The 16,817-nt window shown below is 63.1% G+C and carries 13 protein-coding genes and 1 pseudogene; 7 read left to right on the top strand and 7 right to left on the bottom strand.

Annotated features, from left to right (window positions below):
* Positions 1-70 precede the first annotated feature (70 nt).
* The 3 genes and pseudogenes from ubiB to coaBC all read left to right on the top strand — a co-directional run bounded on the left by ubiB (position 71) and on the right by coaBC (position 3,881).
* Positions 71-1,609: a 2-polyprenylphenol 6-hydroxylase gene (gene ubiB / locus SAS01S_RS18750; protein ID WP_066812401.1), complete on the top strand. Its 1,539-nt coding sequence runs from the start codon at positions 71-73 to the stop codon at positions 1,607-1,609.
* A complete protein-coding gene (locus tag SAS01S_RS18745) occupies positions 1,606-2,712 on the top strand; it encodes a hypothetical protein (RefSeq protein ID WP_066812400.1) in 1,107 nt (368 codons plus the stop codon). Before ubiB ends, SAS01S_RS18745 begins: the two co-directional genes overlap by 4 nt.
* A pseudogene (gene coaBC / locus SAS01S_RS18740) lies at positions 2,709-3,881 on the top strand (bifunctional phosphopantothenoylcysteine decarboxylase/phosphopantothenate--cysteine ligase CoaBC). Before SAS01S_RS18745 ends, coaBC begins: the two are co-directional and overlap by 4 nt.
* Here the strand turns inward: coaBC and SAS01S_RS18735 are convergent.
* Positions 3,878-4,354, bottom strand: a complete 477-nt coding sequence (locus tag SAS01S_RS18735) for a GNAT family N-acetyltransferase (RefSeq protein WP_066812399.1) — start codon at positions 4,352-4,354, stop codon at positions 3,878-3,880. The pseudogene coaBC and the gene SAS01S_RS18735 overlap by 4 nt on opposite strands.
* A gap of 142 nt (positions 4,355-4,496) precedes the next feature.
* Here SAS01S_RS18735 and dut point away from each other — a divergent pair, with 142 nt between their 5' ends.
* The 3 genes from dut to SAS01S_RS18720 are packed head-to-tail and all read left to right on the top strand — an operon-like array spanning position 4,497 to position 6,116.
* Entirely contained in the window at positions 4,497-4,943 is a 447-nt protein-coding gene (gene dut / locus SAS01S_RS18730) for a dUTP diphosphatase (RefSeq protein ID WP_066812398.1), read from the top strand.
* Positions 4,944-4,950: 7 nt separating this feature from the next.
* Positions 4,951-5,352 (top strand): hypothetical protein, encoded by a 402-nt coding sequence (locus SAS01S_RS18725; protein WP_066812397.1) that lies wholly within the window; start codon positions 4,951-4,953, stop codon positions 5,350-5,352.
* Complete coding sequence (locus tag SAS01S_RS18720) at positions 5,340-6,116, top strand: HesA/MoeB/ThiF family protein (protein WP_066812396.1); 777 nt, start codon at positions 5,340-5,342, stop codon at positions 6,114-6,116. Before SAS01S_RS18725 ends, SAS01S_RS18720 begins: the two co-directional genes overlap by 13 nt.
* A 65-nt stretch (positions 6,117-6,181) precedes the next feature.
* Here SAS01S_RS18720 and rfbB read toward each other — a convergent pair whose 3' ends face one another.
* From rfbB to SAS01S_RS18690, 6 genes are all read right to left on the bottom strand, one after another.
* On the bottom strand, positions 6,182-7,252 hold the full coding sequence (rfbB, locus tag SAS01S_RS18715) for a dTDP-glucose 4,6-dehydratase (RefSeq protein ID WP_245657000.1): 1,071 nt from the start codon (positions 7,250-7,252) through the stop codon (positions 6,182-6,184).
* Positions 7,249-8,112 (bottom strand): glucose-1-phosphate thymidylyltransferase RfbA, encoded by an 864-nt coding sequence (rfbA, locus tag SAS01S_RS18710; RefSeq protein ID WP_066812395.1) that lies wholly within the window; start codon positions 8,110-8,112, stop codon positions 7,249-7,251. The genes rfbB and rfbA overlap by 4 nt, the downstream gene beginning before the upstream one ends.
* Before the next feature lie 88 nt (positions 8,113-8,200).
* Positions 8,201-9,064, bottom strand: coding sequence for a UTP--glucose-1-phosphate uridylyltransferase GalU (galU, locus tag SAS01S_RS18705; RefSeq protein WP_066812394.1), 864 nt, complete (start codon positions 9,062-9,064; stop codon positions 8,201-8,203).
* A 280-nt stretch (positions 9,065-9,344) separates the two neighbouring features.
* Positions 9,345-11,261: an asparagine synthase (glutamine-hydrolyzing) gene (gene asnB, locus SAS01S_RS18700; RefSeq protein ID WP_066812393.1), complete on the bottom strand. Its 1,917-nt coding sequence runs from the start codon at positions 11,259-11,261 to the stop codon at positions 9,345-9,347.
* Between the two features lie 128 nt (positions 11,262-11,389).
* Entirely contained in the window at positions 11,390-13,939 is a 2,550-nt protein-coding gene (locus SAS01S_RS18695) for a hypothetical protein (RefSeq protein WP_066812392.1), read from the bottom strand.
* A gap of 599 nt (positions 13,940-14,538) precedes the next feature.
* On the bottom strand, positions 14,539-15,744 hold the full coding sequence (locus tag SAS01S_RS18690) for a nucleotidyltransferase domain-containing protein (protein WP_066812391.1): 1,206 nt from the start codon (positions 15,742-15,744) through the stop codon (positions 14,539-14,541).
* 123 nt (positions 15,745-15,867) lie between these two features.
* Between SAS01S_RS18690 and SAS01S_RS18685 the strand changes: the two genes are divergently transcribed.
* Entirely contained in the window at positions 15,868-16,617 is a 750-nt protein-coding gene (locus tag SAS01S_RS18685) for a metallophosphoesterase (protein ID WP_066812390.1), read from the top strand.
* The last annotated feature ends 200 nt before the right edge of the window (positions 16,618-16,817 follow it).

The raw sequence follows: 16,817 nt of genomic DNA, 5'->3' as shown, positions 1-16,817 counted from the left end.
GTGCCTCAAGCCAGTCGCCCGCGGAAAGGCCCCACCCCAACCCCTCCCCTGAAGGGGAGGGGCCTAGATAATGACAGCCCCTGCCATCCATCTTTGGCGCCTGCTCAAATGGGGCCGCATCCTCGCGCGCCACGGGGCGCTCAAGGGAATCGAGCGCGATCCCAATACGCCGGCCAGTGTGCGCCGGTTGGTTCGAGTCGCGCGGTTCGGCGCGCGGGTACCCGCCGTGCCGCGCTATGCCGATGCTTTCCAGGCAATCGGTCCCGCCGCGATCAAGCTGGGCCAGACGCTGGCGACTCGCCCCGATCTGGTCGGTGAGGAAGCGGCGCACGACCTGATGCGCTTGCAGGACGCGCTGCCCCCGCTTCCTTATGCGACGATCAAGGCGGCGATCGAACGCGGCCTGGGCCGCCCGGTCGACGAGGTGTTCGCCTCGATCGACGAGGTCCCGGTCGGCGCCGCCTCGATCGCGCAGGTCCATCGCGCCGTCACCCCGGACGGGCGTCAGGTCGCGGTCAAGGTACTGCGTCCGGGCGTCGAAGACGAGTTCGCCCGGGCGATCGACACTTATCAATGGGCCGCGGCGCAGGTCGAGGGGTTGGGCGGTGAACTCGCCCGGTTGCGCCCGCGCCTGGTCATCGAGACGTTCAAGCGCTGGACCTTGCGCGAACTCGACCTGCGGCGCGAGGCCGCCTCCGCATCCGAACTCGCCGAGTCGATGCGCGCGGAACCCGATTACCAAGTTCCGGCGATCGATTGGCAGCGCACGACCGGCAGCGTGCTGACGCTCGAATGGATCGACGGGATCAAGCTGACCAATCGCGAGGCGCTGATCGCCGCGGGGCACGATCCCAGCAAACTCGCCGGAATCCTGGTCAACGCCTTTCTGCGCCAGGCGATTTCGGAAGGGTTCTTCCACGCCGACATGCATCAGGGGAATCTGTTCGCGACTCCCCAGGGCCATATCGCCGCGATCGATTTCGGCATCATGGGACGGATCGATCGGCGCGCGCGCGTCTGGCTGGCGGAAATCCTCTACGGCCTGATCACCGGCAATTATCAGCGCGTCGCCGAAATCCATTTCGAGGCGGGATACGTTCCCCCGCATCACAATGTCGGCGAGTTCGCCACCGCCTTGCGCGCGGTCGGTGAGCCGATGCGCGGACTGCCGGTCAAGGATATGTCGGTCGGGATGATGCTCGACGGGCTGTTCCGCATCACCCGCGATTTCGACATGCAGACCCAGCCGCATCTGCTGCTACTGCAGAAGACGATGGTGATGGTCGAGGGCGTTGCCACCAGCCTCGATCCCGAGATCAACATGTGGGACACCGCCGCACCGTTCATCCGCGAATGGATACGGACCGAATTGGGTCCGGAGGCGGCGATCGGCGACCGGCTGATCACCGATTTGCGCACGCTGATGCGGCTGCCCGAACTGATCCGCAACATCGAAGCGCGCTTTCCCTCGCCCGGCGGCGCGCCGCCTGCGCCTCCTTTGCGCGAGATCGAGGTCGTGCGCTTGGGCGGTGGCTGGCGCTATGTCGCCGTCGCACTGCTGAGCGCCGCAATCTCGGTCGCCGCGACCTGGTGGTTCCTCCACGGATGAGCGTCTGGCTGGCCGAACCGTCGCGCTTCGCCGGCCTGTCGAAAGGCAAGGCGCGGCTCGCGCTTGTCGGGTTGGTCCTGCTGCTGCTCGCGACGCTGACCGCGCTCACCGTGCCCGGACCGCCGGCCGTCAGCGGCGATTCGGCCAAGCGCGGCGACGACCAGGCGGACATCGTCCTTTACGAAGCGATCGTGGACGGCGTGCGCCATGGCGGCAATTATTACGCGGTCGCGGCGCAGGAGCTGCGGCGGGGCGATTATCCGTTGCGGCCGTTCATCACCTTCCGCCTGCCGACGCTGGCGGTGGTCCAGGCGTTGATGCCGCATTGGGCGGTGGTCGGCCTGCTCTGGGCGCTCGCCGCCGGCGTCATGGTCGCCTGGTTCAATCGACTGCGTCCCGCGTTCGCGCGACCGCCGCCCTTGTTCATCGCGATGGTCCTGCTCGCGGGCGGGATGGGCGCGTTCATCCAGGCCGATCTCGCCGCGTTCCACGAAGTGTGGGCCGGCCTGTTGATCGCGCTCAGCCTCGCGGTGCGCCGCCCGGGCCATTGGGTCGCCGCCGTCGGCATCGGCGCAATCGCCTTGCTGATCCGCGAGACCAGCGCGCTTTATGTGGGGATCATGGTCGTGCTCGCCTGGCTCGAAGGCGACCGGCGCGAGGCGCTCGGCTGGGCCGGCGCGCTGGGCTTGCTCGCGATCGCCGTCGCCGCGCATGCTTATGCCGTCGCCCAGGTCGTGACGCCGGTCGACCCCGCCTCGCCCGGCTGGGCCGGCATGCTCGGCTTCGGCTTCTTCGTCGAGGCGCTGACCCTGTCGACGGCGCTCCGCCTGGCGCCGATGTGGCTGGCGGCAGTGCTGATGGGGTTCACCTTGTTCGGCTGGGCGGCGTGGCGCGACCTCACCGGCATCCGCGCGCTGTCGACCTTTACCGCTTATGCCGCGTTGATCGGCCTGTTCGGGCGGGTCGACACCTTCTATTGGGGACTGATGGTGGCGCCCGCGATCCTGATCGGCTTGGCCTTTGCGCCTGACGGGGTGAAAGACCTGGTCGTCGCTGCCTTCCCCAAGCGCCGCAAGATCACGGTCACGAGGCTCACTCCATGAAGCGCATCCTGTTGATCGTCGGCGGCGGCATCGCAGCCTATAAGGCTTGCGAGCTGATCCGGCTGGCCAAGAAGGCCGGGATCGGCGTCAAATGCGTCCTGACCGCGGGGGGAGCGCATTTCGTCACCCCGATGACGCTCGCCGCTCTGTCCGAGGAACAGGTCTATACGACCTTGTGGGACCTCAAGGACGAGACCGAGATGGGGCATATCCAGCTCAGCCGAGAGGCCGATCTGATCGTCGTCGCGCCCGCTACTGCCGATTTGATGGCCAAGATGGCGGCGGGGATCGCCGACGATCTCGCCACCACCTTGCTGCTCGCGACCGACAAGTCGGTGTTGGCTGCGCCGGCAATGAACTGGCGGATGTGGACGCACCCGGCGACAAAACGCAACGTCGCGACTCTGCGCGGCGACGGCGTCACGGTGATGGAGCCCGACGAGGGCGCGATGGCGTGCGGCGAATTCGGTCCCGGGCGCCTGCCCGAGCCGCCGGCGATCCTGGCCGCGATCCAGGACAAGCTCGCCGGCTGAATGCTGACCGGCAAGCACATCATCGTCACCGCCGGCCCGACCCACGAGCCGATCGATCCGGTGCGCTACATCGCCAACCGATCGTCAGGGAAACAGGGATTCGCGATCGCGGGAGCGTTGGCGGCGCTTGGTGCGCGCGTAACGTTGATCGCCGGCCCGGTAACTCTGTCCACACCTCCGGGCGTCGACCGTATCGACGTCGAAACCGCGCTCGAGATGAGTACCGCGGTCGATGCCGCCCTCCCCGCCGATGCCGCGGTGATGGTTGCCGCCGTGGCGGATTGGCGAGTCGCCCCATCCCCACAGAAGATCAAGAAAGGCGCGAACGGCCCACCTATTCTCCACCTGGTGGAAAACCCCGACATCCTCGCGGCGCTTGCCCGCAACCCACGCCGCCCGCGCCTGGTCGTCGGCTTCGCCGCGGAAACCGAGCATGTGGTCGACCACGCCCGCGCCAAGCTGGCCAGGAAAGGCGCCGACTGGATCGTCGCCAATGACGTGTCGGGCGACGTGATGGGTGGCGACGCGAACACCGTGCACATCGTCTCGACCGACGGCGTCGAGAGCTGGGACAAGCTGCCCAAGGGCGATGTCGCCACGCGGCTCGCGGGCCGAATCGCTGCCGCGCTCGATTAGAGCGTCATCGCCATAAACACGGTGCCCGGCGGTGTCGGCGCGTAATAAGGTTCGATCCGCCCGAACCCGAGCCCTTCGTACAGCGCGATCGCGCTGGTCATCGACGGCAAGGTGTCGAGCCGGAGCTCGCGATAACCGCGATCGCGCGCCGCCGCGATTATCGCTTCGGCCAACGCGCGGCCGAGCCCCAGGCCGCGCGCCTCGGGCATCAGGAATAGCCGCTTCATCTCGCACGTCTCATCGTCGAGCGGCCGCAACGCGATGCAGCCGAGCGGCGCGCCACCTTCATCGCGAGCCAGCAGCAGCGCGCCCTTGGGGCCCGCATATTTGCCGGGCAACTCGGCGAGCTCTGTCGCGAAACCCTGATAGGCGAGATCGACCGGCAAAGACGCCGCATAGCCTTCGAACAGGTCGGAGACGGCGCGTAAGTCGTCCGTCGTAGTGGCGGTATCTATCTGGAATCGATCGATCATGTGCACATTGTGGGGCCATCTGTGTGGCGCTTGCAACTCATCTTTCCCCTTCGCCGCCCTGGCCCCTACAACGCTTGGCCATGATCTCGATTCGGCTATGCCGCATTGACGCTGCTGCCGTCGCAAAGGTGACCCTGACCAGATGACTTCGCCCATTCGTATCGCCGTCAAGCGCTTGCCTCATGGCGGCGATCTGCCGCTTCCCGCTTATGCCACCGCCGGCGCCGCCGGAATGGACGTGGTCGCGGCCGAATCCCTGACGCTCGCCCCCGGCGCCCGCCACGCAGTCGCGACCGGCTTCGCGATCGCCATTCCCGAAGGCTATGAGGTTCAGGTCCGGCCGCGGTCGGGCCTGGCGCTCAAGCATGGCGTGACCTGCCTGAACACGCCGGGCACGATCGACCATGACTATCGCGGCGAGGTGAAAGTGATCCTCGCCAATCTGGGCGACGAGCCGTTCGAGATCGGCCGCGGCGACCGCATTGCCCAACTCGTTCCCGCCCCGGTCCAACGCGCGACGCTCGACGAAGTGGCCGATCTCGACGACACTGATCGAGGTAGTGGCGGTTTCGGCTCTACTGGTCGATGATCGGCGAATGATGTTCGGATTCTTGCTGCTCTTTCAGGCGGCCGTGGCCACGGTCGTCCCGACGGCTGTCCCCAGCGACTGGTCGAAACTGCCCGACCTCCGGCTGACGACGACGCCTGATTATGCGGCGATAATGACCAAGTTCGTCCATGACGAGATCGCCGCGGGCCGGTGTGCCACGCCCGCCCCGGTCAACGGCAAGACGAGCATCAAGGTCGACATGGTGGTGCTCATATCGTCGGCCAGTGGCGAGGCGGTGAAGATCGTGCCCAGGGCGATCAATTGCCCGACCGTCGAGCAATTCGCCGCGGGCGTCATCCAGAAGGCGACGCGCGGCAACATCGCCGGTCCGCCGCCGACCGCCGACAGCTGGTACCATACCGGCGTCACCCTTACATGGGGACCGTGAGCCTCTCCACGACCATTCTTTCCGATACCGACCTCTCGCGGTTCGCCCGGCATATCGTCTTGAAGGAAATCGGCGGGGCGGGGCAGTTGGCCTTGCGCCGCGCCCATGTCGTGGTGATCGGTGCGGGCGGGATCGGATCGCCGGCGCTGCAATATCTCGTCGGAGCCGGTATCGGGCGGATCACGATCGTCGACGACGATGCGGTCGACCTCTCCAATCTCCAGCGCCAGACCTTGTTCGGCGCCGCCGATATCGACACGGCCAAGACGGATGCCGCGGCCGCCGCGCTCGCCAGACTGGATCCAGATGTGACGATCGACCGCCGCCGCGCGCGGATCGATCCCGACAATGTGCGCGAGATTCTGGCCGGGGCCGATGTCGTGCTCGACGGCACCGACAATTTCGCGACGCGCCTGGCCGTCGCCGATGCCGCACTGGCGCTGCATATCCCGCTCGTCTCGGCCGCAGTCAGCCAGTTTGAGGGCCAGCTCGGCGTCTATCGCGGCTGGGAAAGCGACAAGCCCTGCTATCGCTGCTTCGTCGGACACGACCCCGACCGCGAGGGCGTCAGCTGCGCCGATGTCGGCGTGCTCGGCGCGATGGCCGGCGTGATGGGCAGCCTGGCTGCTCTTGAGGTCATCCGGGCGATCGTGCCGTTCGGCGAGGACACCGCCGGCACCTTGCTGCTCGCCGACGGCTTGTCGCTCAGGTTCCGTACCATCCGCTTGCCAAAGGATCCGGGCTGTCCGGGCTGCGCGGACTAGACGCGGTTGCGGCACAACTTAAACGGTTGCCAAGGATCGGCATCGAAGCAACGAAGCTGGAAAGATTAACCGCGTCCGATCCGATCCAAACTCCAGTTATCGGCGGTCCAGCGCTCGCCATGAGCGATATACCAATCGACCGTCGCCGCCAGCCCTTCGGTAAAGCCGATCACCGGCGACCATCCCAGTTCGCGCTCAATCTTTGTCGGGTCGATAGCATAGCGACGATCATGGCCGGGGCGATCATCGACGAACCGGATCAAGTCGCGCCGCCGCCGTCGGATCGGCAGGCGTTTGTCGAGCAAATCGCAAATCAACGCGACCATCGCGACATTGCTATGCTCCTCGCGCGCGCCGATCGCATAGGTCTCCCCAACCCGTCCGCGTTCGAATACTGCCTGCAGAGCGGCGGCATGATCGTCGACATGCAGCCAGTCGCGGACATTGGCGCCGGTGCCGTAGACCGGCAGCATCTCGTTGCGCAGCGCCTTCAGAATAGTGAGCGGAATCAGCTTCTCGGGCGCTTGGAAAGGGCCGTAATTGTTGGTGCAATTGGTCACGACGACCGGAAGCCCATACGTGTGATGCCACGCTCGAACGAGGTGGTCGGAGGCCGCCTTCGACGCTGAATATGGCGACGAAGGGTGATAGGCTGATATCTCGCTGAACGTGCCGGGGGCGGAGCCCAGATCGCCGAACACCTCGTCGGTCGACACGTGATGGAAGCGGAATTTGCGCTTTGCCGCGTCGCCTAGCCCTTCCCAATAGCCGCGCGCTGCCTGCAACAGTTCGTAGGTTCCCACGATATTGGTTTCGACGAAAGCGCCAGGACCGTCGATCGACCGGTCGACATGGCTCTCCGCCGCGAGATGCACGATCGCCTCGATGCGCTCGCCCCCAAGCAGGTCCGACACCAGCCTGCGATCGGCGATGTCGCCCCGCACGAACCGGTAATTGGCTTTTCCAGCAGCCTCTCCGATCGCGGCAGGCGCAGCGGCATAGGTCAGCTTGTCAAGATTGATCACGCGCATCCCCTGCGCGATGAGCCGCCGCACCAGCGCGGACCCGATGAACCCTGCGCCGCCAGTGACAAGCACGGTCCGCGTCGGCGCCCCAAATCCCACGTGCAGAGTCACACCGCCATCTTCCGCAGATAGTTGCCATAATCGGTGACGCCCATTTGCGTCGCACGATTTAATATCGTCGCCCGATCGAGATAGCCGAGTTGCAGGCCGATCTCCTCTGGACAAGCGATCTTGACCCCGCTGCGCAACTCGATTGCGCGGACAAAGCTCGACGCCTCGTACAGGCTGTCATGCGTGCCGGTGTCCAGCCACACGTTGCCGCGCCCCAATAGGCTGACCGTCAGGTCGCCGCGTGCCCGGTAGGCGTTGAGGACGTCCACGATTTCGGTCTCGCCCCGTGCTGAGGGTTCCAGTCCTTTGGCGATCGAGACCACCTCGGGGTCGCAGAAATAAAGTCCCGTGACCGCCCAATTAGTCTTGGGCGCGGCAGGCTTTTCCTCGATCGACGTGACTGTGCCGTCGGGCTCGAACGATACCACGCCATACCGTCCCGGGTCGGTGACTTGATAAGCGAAGACGGTCGCGCCGCTGGACCGGGCCGCCGCCTCACGGCAGCGCGTGCCCAGTTGGTCGCCGTGAAAGAGGTTGTCGCCCAGAATCAAGGCGCAGCCCTGTCCATCGAGAAAGCGCTCCCCGATGACGAACGCCTCGGGCAGGCCGCTCGGTTCGGCCTGTTCGGCATAAGACAAGGAAAGGCCGAACGCACTGCCGTCGCCCAGCAGCGCCTCAAACGCTGGAAGGTCGCGCGGCGTGGTGATGATAAGGATTTCGCGGATGCCTGCCAGCATCAGGATCGACAGCGGATAATAGATCATCGGCTTGTCGAACACGGGCAGCAACTGCTTCGACACTGCCAGCGTCGCCGGATAAAGGCGAGTGCCGCGCCCGCCCGCTAGGATGATCCCCCTCATCCCGCCAGCCCTAGCATCGAAGCGTTAAAGCAAGGAAAAGGGACGACGTCAGCTGGGACGCGCAAGCCCAGCGCAAGGCGGCAGAACCCTATAGAGTGTCGATGAACTTCCGCACCGCCGGGCCGATTTCCGGGCGATCGAGCGCCAGCGCGATGTTCGCCTGGATATAGCCGGCCTTGTCGCCGCAGTCGAAGCGGCGCCCGCCGAACTTATAGGCATGGAAAGGCTGGCCGCCGATCATCTGCGCCATCGCGTCGGTCAGCTGGATCTCGCCGCCCGCGCCCTTCCCCTGCGTCTCCAGCACCCGCATAACTTCCGGCTGCAGGATATAACGACCCGGGATCATCAGGTTCGACGGCGCGGTCCCGAGCGCAGGCTTTTCGACCAATGCCGTCACTTCGACCAGATTGCCGTCCTGCCGTCCCGGTGAGATGATACCGTAGCGGTCGGTCTCCTGCGGCGGGACTTCATAGCCGCAAACCAGATTGCCGCCGACCCGATTATAGGCGTCGACCATCTGCTTCATGCAGCCGGGCTGGCCGACCATCAATTCGTCGGCCAGGAAGATCGCGAACGGCTCATCGCCGACGATATCGCGCGCGCACCACACGGCATGGCCCAGCCCCATCGGCTCCTGCTGGCGGACATAGGCGACGGCGCCGGGCTTCAGACGCGTTTGATGCAGTATTTCCAGCGATTTGCCGCGATGCGCCATCGTCGTTTCGAGCTCGTAGGCGATGTCGAAATGATCCTCGATCGCCGATTTGCCGCGGCCGGTGACGAAGATCATCTGCTCGATCCCCGCCTCGAGCGCTTCGTCGACCGCATATTGGATCAACGGGCGATCGACGATCGGCAGCATCTCCTTGGGAAGCGCCTTGGTCGCGGGCAGGAATCGGGTACCGAGCCCCCCGACGGGGAACACGGCCTTGCGCAGCGGCTTGATCGACATTCAATTCTCCTGGCGGGCGCGCATAGGGCTCCGCGCCCTCCGCGAAAAGCGCATTCTTATCAAATTTCGCGGCGCTCTTCGATAAGGGCTCCGACTTTGGGCGCTGCGATTGAATCCTAGTTATAGCGAACTAGGTGGGCGATCGATTATCGCGCGAGACGAAGTGCGCGAGATCGCGTAAGAGCACTTACCCAGCAACATCCGCGATTAGTCGACTTAGATCGAGCCCGGATTGCCCCTAGTCGTTTATGCAAAAAAATCTCTAGCGCACGGTTATGTGTCAGGCGACGAGACGCCTCGACTCGGTGCCCTGCGTCGCGGGCTTGAGGAAATGCTGCTTCCACATTTCGTGGATGAACGGCTGCCACAAATTCCCGCCGAGGCCGAGGTCGCCGGTGCGGATGCGATCGAGCACCTTGAGCCACCATTTATGGTCCCAGATGTCGGATTGGCGGAACGGGGTCGAGGTCAGCGTATCCTGCATCAGCTCGATGAACGCGGGCGAGGTGAACCAGTGGTCGTGCGGCGGACGGAAACCTTGGTTGTTCCAGCGCGTGGCGATCGCTTCGGGCAGGAATTCGCGCAGGCCATCGCGGATTGGGCGCTTAGTCTGGACATCGCCCATGATCAGCTCGGGCGGCAGCGACAGGACGAATTCGGACAGACGATGGTCGCAGAACGGCAGGCGCACCTCCCGCGAATGCGCCGTCGAATTGCGGTCGCCATAGCGCAGCAGCGTGGTCAGGAAGCGCTCGAAACTGTCTTCATAAAGCGCGTCGCGCAGCGGATCGCCGCCGCCATGGTCGTTGCGCCCCCTTTGCTCGGACACCGCCTCGCTATAGCCGGGCTTCAATCCGAAGCGAATGTCCGAGCCGCGATTGAGTATGTGCGCGAGCGCGTGGCGCAGCCGCTGTGGCACCGCGGACTTCATCCGCATCGCGCGGCCGATCTGCGCGGCGGGATAGCGGCGTTCGATCTCGGGCAGTTCGCGCGCCAGCCGCGCGGTCTCACCGCGCGCCATGAGTGAGCGGATGTAGAAAGCGAAATATTGCTCATACCCGCCAATCAGCTCGTCGGCGCCCTGGCCGTCGAGCAGCACGGTGATGTCACGCTGCTTGGCGAGGTGGAACACGCACCATTGCACGAACTGGCTCGACGATCCGACCGGCAGTTCGTTGTGCCACATGAAGCTGGGCAGATCGGTAATGAAGCGGTCGGCGGTTGGCTCGACGATATGGCTGACCACGCCCGCGGCGTTCACCACATGCTCAGCGAAATGCCATTCGTCGGCGGGCGTGCCCGGAAAGCGGCCGGTGAAGGTATGATAGACCGCGTCCGGCCCAAGCAGATGGCGTACCGCGCCGACGATCGCCGACGAATCGAGCCCGCCCGACAGGCACGACCCGATTTCGACGTCCGAGCGCATGCGGATGCGGACCGAATCGACGAACAGGTCGCGAAACTCGGCCATCGCGTCCTTCGGGTCGGCGAATTTGCGCTCGCGCGTCAGGTCGATGTCGAAATAGCGCCAGGTCTTGCTCTCCAGCGTGGCGCAATTGACCACCATCGCCTCGCCCGGGAGCAATTGTTCGATCGCGGTGAAGACGGTCTGACGCTGGCGGTCGGCGCTCGATCCGGGCTGGCAGGTTTCGGTAGCGACGCGCAGTTCGTCGTGATCGTGGGGCACGCCCGGCAACGCGAGCAGTGCCTTGTACTCGGATCCGAAGGCGAAGAAGCGGTCGCGCATCGTGTAGAGGAACGGCTTTTCGCCATAGCGATCGCGCGCGCACAGCATCATCCGCTGGCTGCGGTCGTACAGCGTCAGCGCGAACATGCCGTTGAGTTTCGACAGCACACCGACGCCCCAGGCGCGATAGCCCTCGATGATGACTTCGCTGTCGCTTGCCGATTGGAAGGTCGCGCCGGCGGCAAGCAACTCGCTCCTAAGCTCAATATAATTGTAGATCTCGCCGCTAAAGATCAGCACGTAGCGGCCATCGGCCGAGTGCATCGGCTGATCGCCGGCGTGGGTGATGTCGATGATCGACAAGCGGCGATAGCCGAACCAGACGTGGTCGGCCGAATCATGCCAGCTGTTGTCGCCGTCCGGGCCGCGATGTGCGATCAGGTCGAGCGCTGCGTGCGCGTTCCCACGGTCTATTGCGTCCCTCGACGCCACCCCCAAGATGCCGCACATGCCATTTGCCCTCTACTCATGCCACCATGCTAGCGACGACCACGACGACCGCCGCGGCACGCCATCTCCCCGCTAATCAGTTGATTTATCGCCATAAAAAATCGAGCACGGCAACCTCGGTTCATCCGTCACAAATTTGTTGGCGGCGCGCGGAGCAATCCATACACGCGCTGCCGCGTAGCACCGGCCGCAGCGCCCTGCGGCAGCGTGAAGGTTTTGCCGGCGAGATCGAGCGACAAAATCAGATTTTGCAGGTAATTGATATGCGTTTCGAGGTGGGGGTTAACGAAGACTCGGTCCCCGTCGGCAACCTCGATTGACCCGAGCGGCGAGCCGTTCCCGCGCTCGAATGCAGTTACACTGGAGCTGGCGCCTAAATAGGTTGCGAAGGAAGGAAGTGCTGGAGTGGAGTAGCCCGAATAGTAACACGCAAAGGCATCGGCGTCCCCCATAACAGTTCCGTCGAAAAATTCATACCCTCCCCGTACAAAACGGTAGTTATTGAGCGCACGCGCTTTGAATGCGCCGGTTGGGCTGTCGTAGGAGTATATTGCAAACACCGTCCCGCTGGCCGCATGCCGAATAACCGAGCCCGCGCTCCCACCCTGATAAGCAAAGAAGGCATCATTGCCGGCGCCAATGTTGCCTTCAAGACGCAGACGAATCGGGTCAACATCCCCCAACAACTTTGTAGGGTCGGATGTGACCGTCAGGCCTGTCGGACTCAGCGTACCCGCGTATGGCAGCATCGATACGCATTCGTACGGCGCGATACTCGATGGCCGCAAACCGCGAACCCATATCGGGGTTCCGGTGTCGCGCGTTCCGACATCCTGACTCTGGCTGTCGAGCATGATTTGCGCCATATTCGCGCCCGTGCCGAGGTGACGAAGAGCTGCAAAGACTCGATGCTCAGCACGCTTGCCCATCAATCCCGGCACCGTGACACCCAGCGTCGCATTCGCGACATGCGCCATGAACGGAGGGATGTTCTCTACATTTGCCGAGCTGAAACGCGAGGGGGCAATGGCAACTCCGTCCAATCTTAAATTGATCGTGCGGAAATCTGCCACGTAGGGAAAGTTGCTTATTTGGCCGCTTGAAAGTCGTAACGCGGTAGAACAGCCTCCAGCGCTGGAGGGATGGCCCCAGACGAACGGCGGGACTCCGCGGCCGGCCGTATCCTGCAGGCCGAGGTCGATTGTTGCAGAGGCAAGTGTGATCTCGACTTCGCTGGATGACAAGCCATTGCATGTCCCAATTTGCCAGCCGCCCTCGACATACGTTTGTTGGAAGATGGTTGACGTCACGATAGAGGCGGTATGGATTTCCATTAGTCGTATCAGGCCCGAGAAGCTTATGCTCTCCAGCGTGCCCCCGAGCCTGCCATTTCGCCGGCCGTGCCGATTGGTCGTAATGGCGCAATAACAAAGAGCGCCAGAGAGGTATCCAATTCGCTGGTTACGGCCCTGTGAATTGCAATAGGAACCGCCATAGACGCAATAATCGACCGAGGCGTGACGAATTTCGATAAAGTCGCCATTCCCGTCAGTATTGCCAGGGTGAACGATCCAACCCGCCCCGAAGCCACGGAAGGACGCCTCGATGACGACGCCCGAACTGAGGCTCTTAGCGCCACGACCGGCCGAGAGGCCAGTCCAAGCCGGCCAAGTCGGCGTTACATAGGTCGTATAGGGAATGCCAGTCTCAGCATCTGTCCCTGTGATCGCGCCTTGATTGTCGTTGAATCCGTCGATCGTTATCGCGGCATAGGTCGAGTACCTATTGAGCGCACGAGCGTCGGCGGTCGAAGGCAACCAATTGCGCATCACGGTATCGTCAAACGATGGCATTGATCTGTGGCTACAAGCGTCCCCGTCGTTGATATGTTTGAAAAAACTGCCAACAAAGGAAATGCCCGTAATCGAGCCATTTCGCTGCCCAGCGAAGTTGAGCGCGGGCTGATCGCTGAAATTGTTGACCAGCGCTGTGCCTGCAAATGCTTCGTTGCCTGCATAGCGCAAGCCCGCCCCGACTATATGAGCGGAAACGAATTGGTTGCCATATCCAGCATGCAGGGTCGCACAATGGAGGAATGCCCCGGCCCCGATGCGGGCAGGGCACTTCGCAACGTAGATAGAGTAGTCGAGCCACGCTTGGAGCGCCAAAGTGTTGTCGGTACCGCTCCATAGCCCGGTACGAGGGGAGTAAACCGCGTCACCGATCGCCCCCATCATTTCGGCGCAAGGATCGGGCTCGGCCAGTACGGCGCGCTTGTGGCCGGCCATCTGGAACCACCAGATGCCTTGCCCAGCCGCCTGCGGCGTATTGACTACCGACAATGCGGCATAGGCGACGGCATCGCTCACCGGATCGAGCAGCTTGTACCATGCATGACCGAGACCCTTCTGCGAAAATCCTGAGGTAACGATCATGTCGACCCCGGGAGGCGCCGCGATCGTCGTCAATTGGCTGGCTCGCCCTACCGCCAGAATGCTGGCGCCGCGATCGCTACTGACGCCATCGGTACCCGGGACGGTAGGTGCGCGTCCAATATTAGGGCCCACGACAGGCAGAGTCTCATCCCGCGCAGCGCTGTGGCGCTCGGCAATCGCGGGGAAGGCTGCTGCGGCAAGGACGCCGCCACTCATCGTCATCATTTCGCGTCGCTTGATCATCCCGGCCTCGATTCTCTTCGAACTCAACCGTGTCAAAGCATACTGTCAGATCAAAAGGCTCGACCATCGGAAACTAACGCCGCGAGCGCGAGATTGCACTGGCTTTCGCAAAACGACTGCCGCCTCCGTTCACCCGAACCATCCCCTGGCGGGGGCGTACATTGAGCAGCATGAGAGCGACGCCCAGCGAGCTTATCCAGTAACGTTGAATGCCGCTATCGCCAGTACGCAGATGACGCTGCCGGTAACCGATCGCGGCTTGCGCTTTCCGATATCCTTTGCTTCGCATTTGAGAAGCTTCGGATAAGCCCGCGAGTAGGCAAAGACGCGATCGATCGGATGAATCCACCTGAAACTCGTCGGCCGCCAGCAACCACAGCTTCAACTCCACACGAAAACGACTACTTTCTGGGTTAAAAATGAACGGGATCGTGGAAGACGCGCGATTAGCTGGCATATGCAAGACGGCGTCCGCTGGCGACTCATGTCCGATGCAGCTCACTATTTCAAAGCGCCTCATACGCTCCGCGCGATCACTTGGGTCTCACCGGCAATGTGGCGCTGCCAGGCAAAGGTTCGCATAGCAATCTGACCAATAATCAATTCTCCGGGCCCCCACGCATGGCGCTGCGGGACAGCCGCGATATACCCTGTGAAACAAATCGTCCCGCGGCACCAGCAATCCGAAATGGGGGACTTGCGATAAAATAAAACCCGTACATCACCCGCGGCAAAGGGAGCGCTAGGATGTGATCGGTCGCGACCAGCCCAGCCCAGACGTAGTCGAACAAATAACGGGGACGTGAACTCAGTAGCAGGCCCGACGCATGGGCCATCATCTTGTATCGTTGGGGCGCATCAGATTGATTGACGAGCTCGTCACGACCGCGCATCATCTCGTCGGATAGGAAAGCCAGCCATCGTACCCGACGCGACCTCCCGATCCCTTCGGGAATCGGCGTACTGAAGAGTCGGCGAGACTGTAGTAGGGCCAGCTCCATCGCTTGCCCGGCGCCTTCCTTCCTGGCCAAATCGCGCATTGCTATGACGTCCTCGGCGGGCATTCCGGCCAGCAACGCGTTGAAGTCGGCCAGCCATTTGAGCCGGTGCCAGCCGTGCCGCGCGCCATGCATCGCCAGATAGATCATCAACTTGCTGGGAACGAGTGTGGGCAAACCATAGCCTTCGACGCCAATTTTCCGCACGTCGCGCGTCAGGTCGGGCGCGTCCACCAGCCCGCGCGCCGCCAGCGCTCGCCAGTGCAAGTCAATTTGAGCGCGATGCTCGCGATGGACCAGCAGGCATTCCTTGAGCAGATCGACTAGCACCGTCAACCGTCGCCGGTCGAGCGATGCGACAGGCTCGACGAGCTCATAGCCGGCCGCGCTAAGCAGATCCAAGACCGCAGGGACATCGGCAGGATCGACCAACAGGTCGTTATCCAGCGTCTGCTTGATCGTCTGAGTGCCATAGGCGATTTCTCCCACGGCAGCGCCCTTCAGGAATAGATGCCGCACGCCAGCCTCCGTAAGCAATGCGTGGACCCGCACTGCCTCCGCCGCCAGCAGCAGGTTGCGCACCACCAGCCGCCGCCGGTCGTCGGTGAGCACCGGCGGAATCGCGATGCCCGCCGCGGCGAGGCCATGATGGACCAACCCGACCACGCGATGGCGCCGCGCTAACTTCACCAATCGCTGCCGGTCGATTGCTGGTGTACAGGCGCTTCGAATGCCGCCCAGATCGATCGGCCATCGGCAGCAGGCTGCAATCAGCTCGAATTCCGGCGAGGCCGCGTCGCGTGCCATTGTCCCCCGTGAGTGCCCAAATAGCGATTTAAAATGCTAGACGTCTCTTGCTCTTGTCTCCCCTCGCGGACAAGAAGCGTCAGTCCGAATTAATCAGGCCCTAGTCGAGTATCGCTGAAAACCATGTTTCGGTTACGTCGCCGCCCACCGGTCTGCCCCAACGGCAGAATTCCCGACGGGCAGCGAGTCTACGCTATCGGCGACGTCCACGGCCGTGTTGATTTGCTTAACGTTTTGCTCGCCAAGATCCAAGCCGATGTCGAGAAACTACCGGCGGCAAGGATCCAGCTAATCCTGCTGGGCGACCTGATCGATCGCGGTCCCGATTCGGCGGCGGTAGTCGAGCGCGCGCGCCAGCTGGCGGAAGCCAGCGACGGCGTATCGGTGCTCCTAGGCAATCATGAGGAGGTATTCCTCTTGGCACTTGGCGGTGAAATACCGGCGATGCGCCTGTTCGCGCGGATAGGCGGGCTCGCCACGTTGGTTAGCTACGGACTTTCCGAGGACCAGATCGCCGCAGCCGACTATAACGACCTTATCCGTCTCGCGATCGATGCCGTCCCGCGCGAGCATCTAGAGTTCATGGGAACGTTTAAGGACTTAATCACGATCGGCGATTATGCCTTCGTCCACGCCGGGGTCCGCCCCGACATTCCGCTGGACCGCCAACGCACCGAGGATCTTCGCTGGATCCGCAAAGATTTCCTCGATAGTCCGGGGCCCTTCGACCGCATCATCGTTCATGGTCACACTATCAGCGAAAATGTCGAGGAACGCCCATTCCGGATCGGCGTTGACACTGGAGCCTATGTGACCGGCAAGCTGACCGCGTTGGCGCTGGAGGGCGACCGGCGCTGGTATCTTTCGACTTGACGACATGAGGCTTCACGATCGCGCGGTTGCCTGCGAGCGCGGCTTTCGGCCTCAATATCCGCACATGTAAATGCATCCTACTGCAGGTCGGCGCCTTCTCTCAGGAGATATAGCTAATCCGTTTCTGTGACATACCTATCTGATTGTCGCCCAACTTGAGGTTAGATGTTTGATCCCAGGTTTTGATGGTGCGTTATTCG

The organism is Sphingomonas asaccharolytica NBRC 15499, from assembly GCF_001598355.1.
In the GTDB taxonomy this organism is placed as follows: domain Bacteria; phylum Pseudomonadota; class Alphaproteobacteria; order Sphingomonadales; family Sphingomonadaceae; genus Sphingomonas; species Sphingomonas asaccharolytica.
Note: the sequence above shows the minus strand (reverse complement) of the source record. Positions and strands in the feature narration are given on the sequence as shown.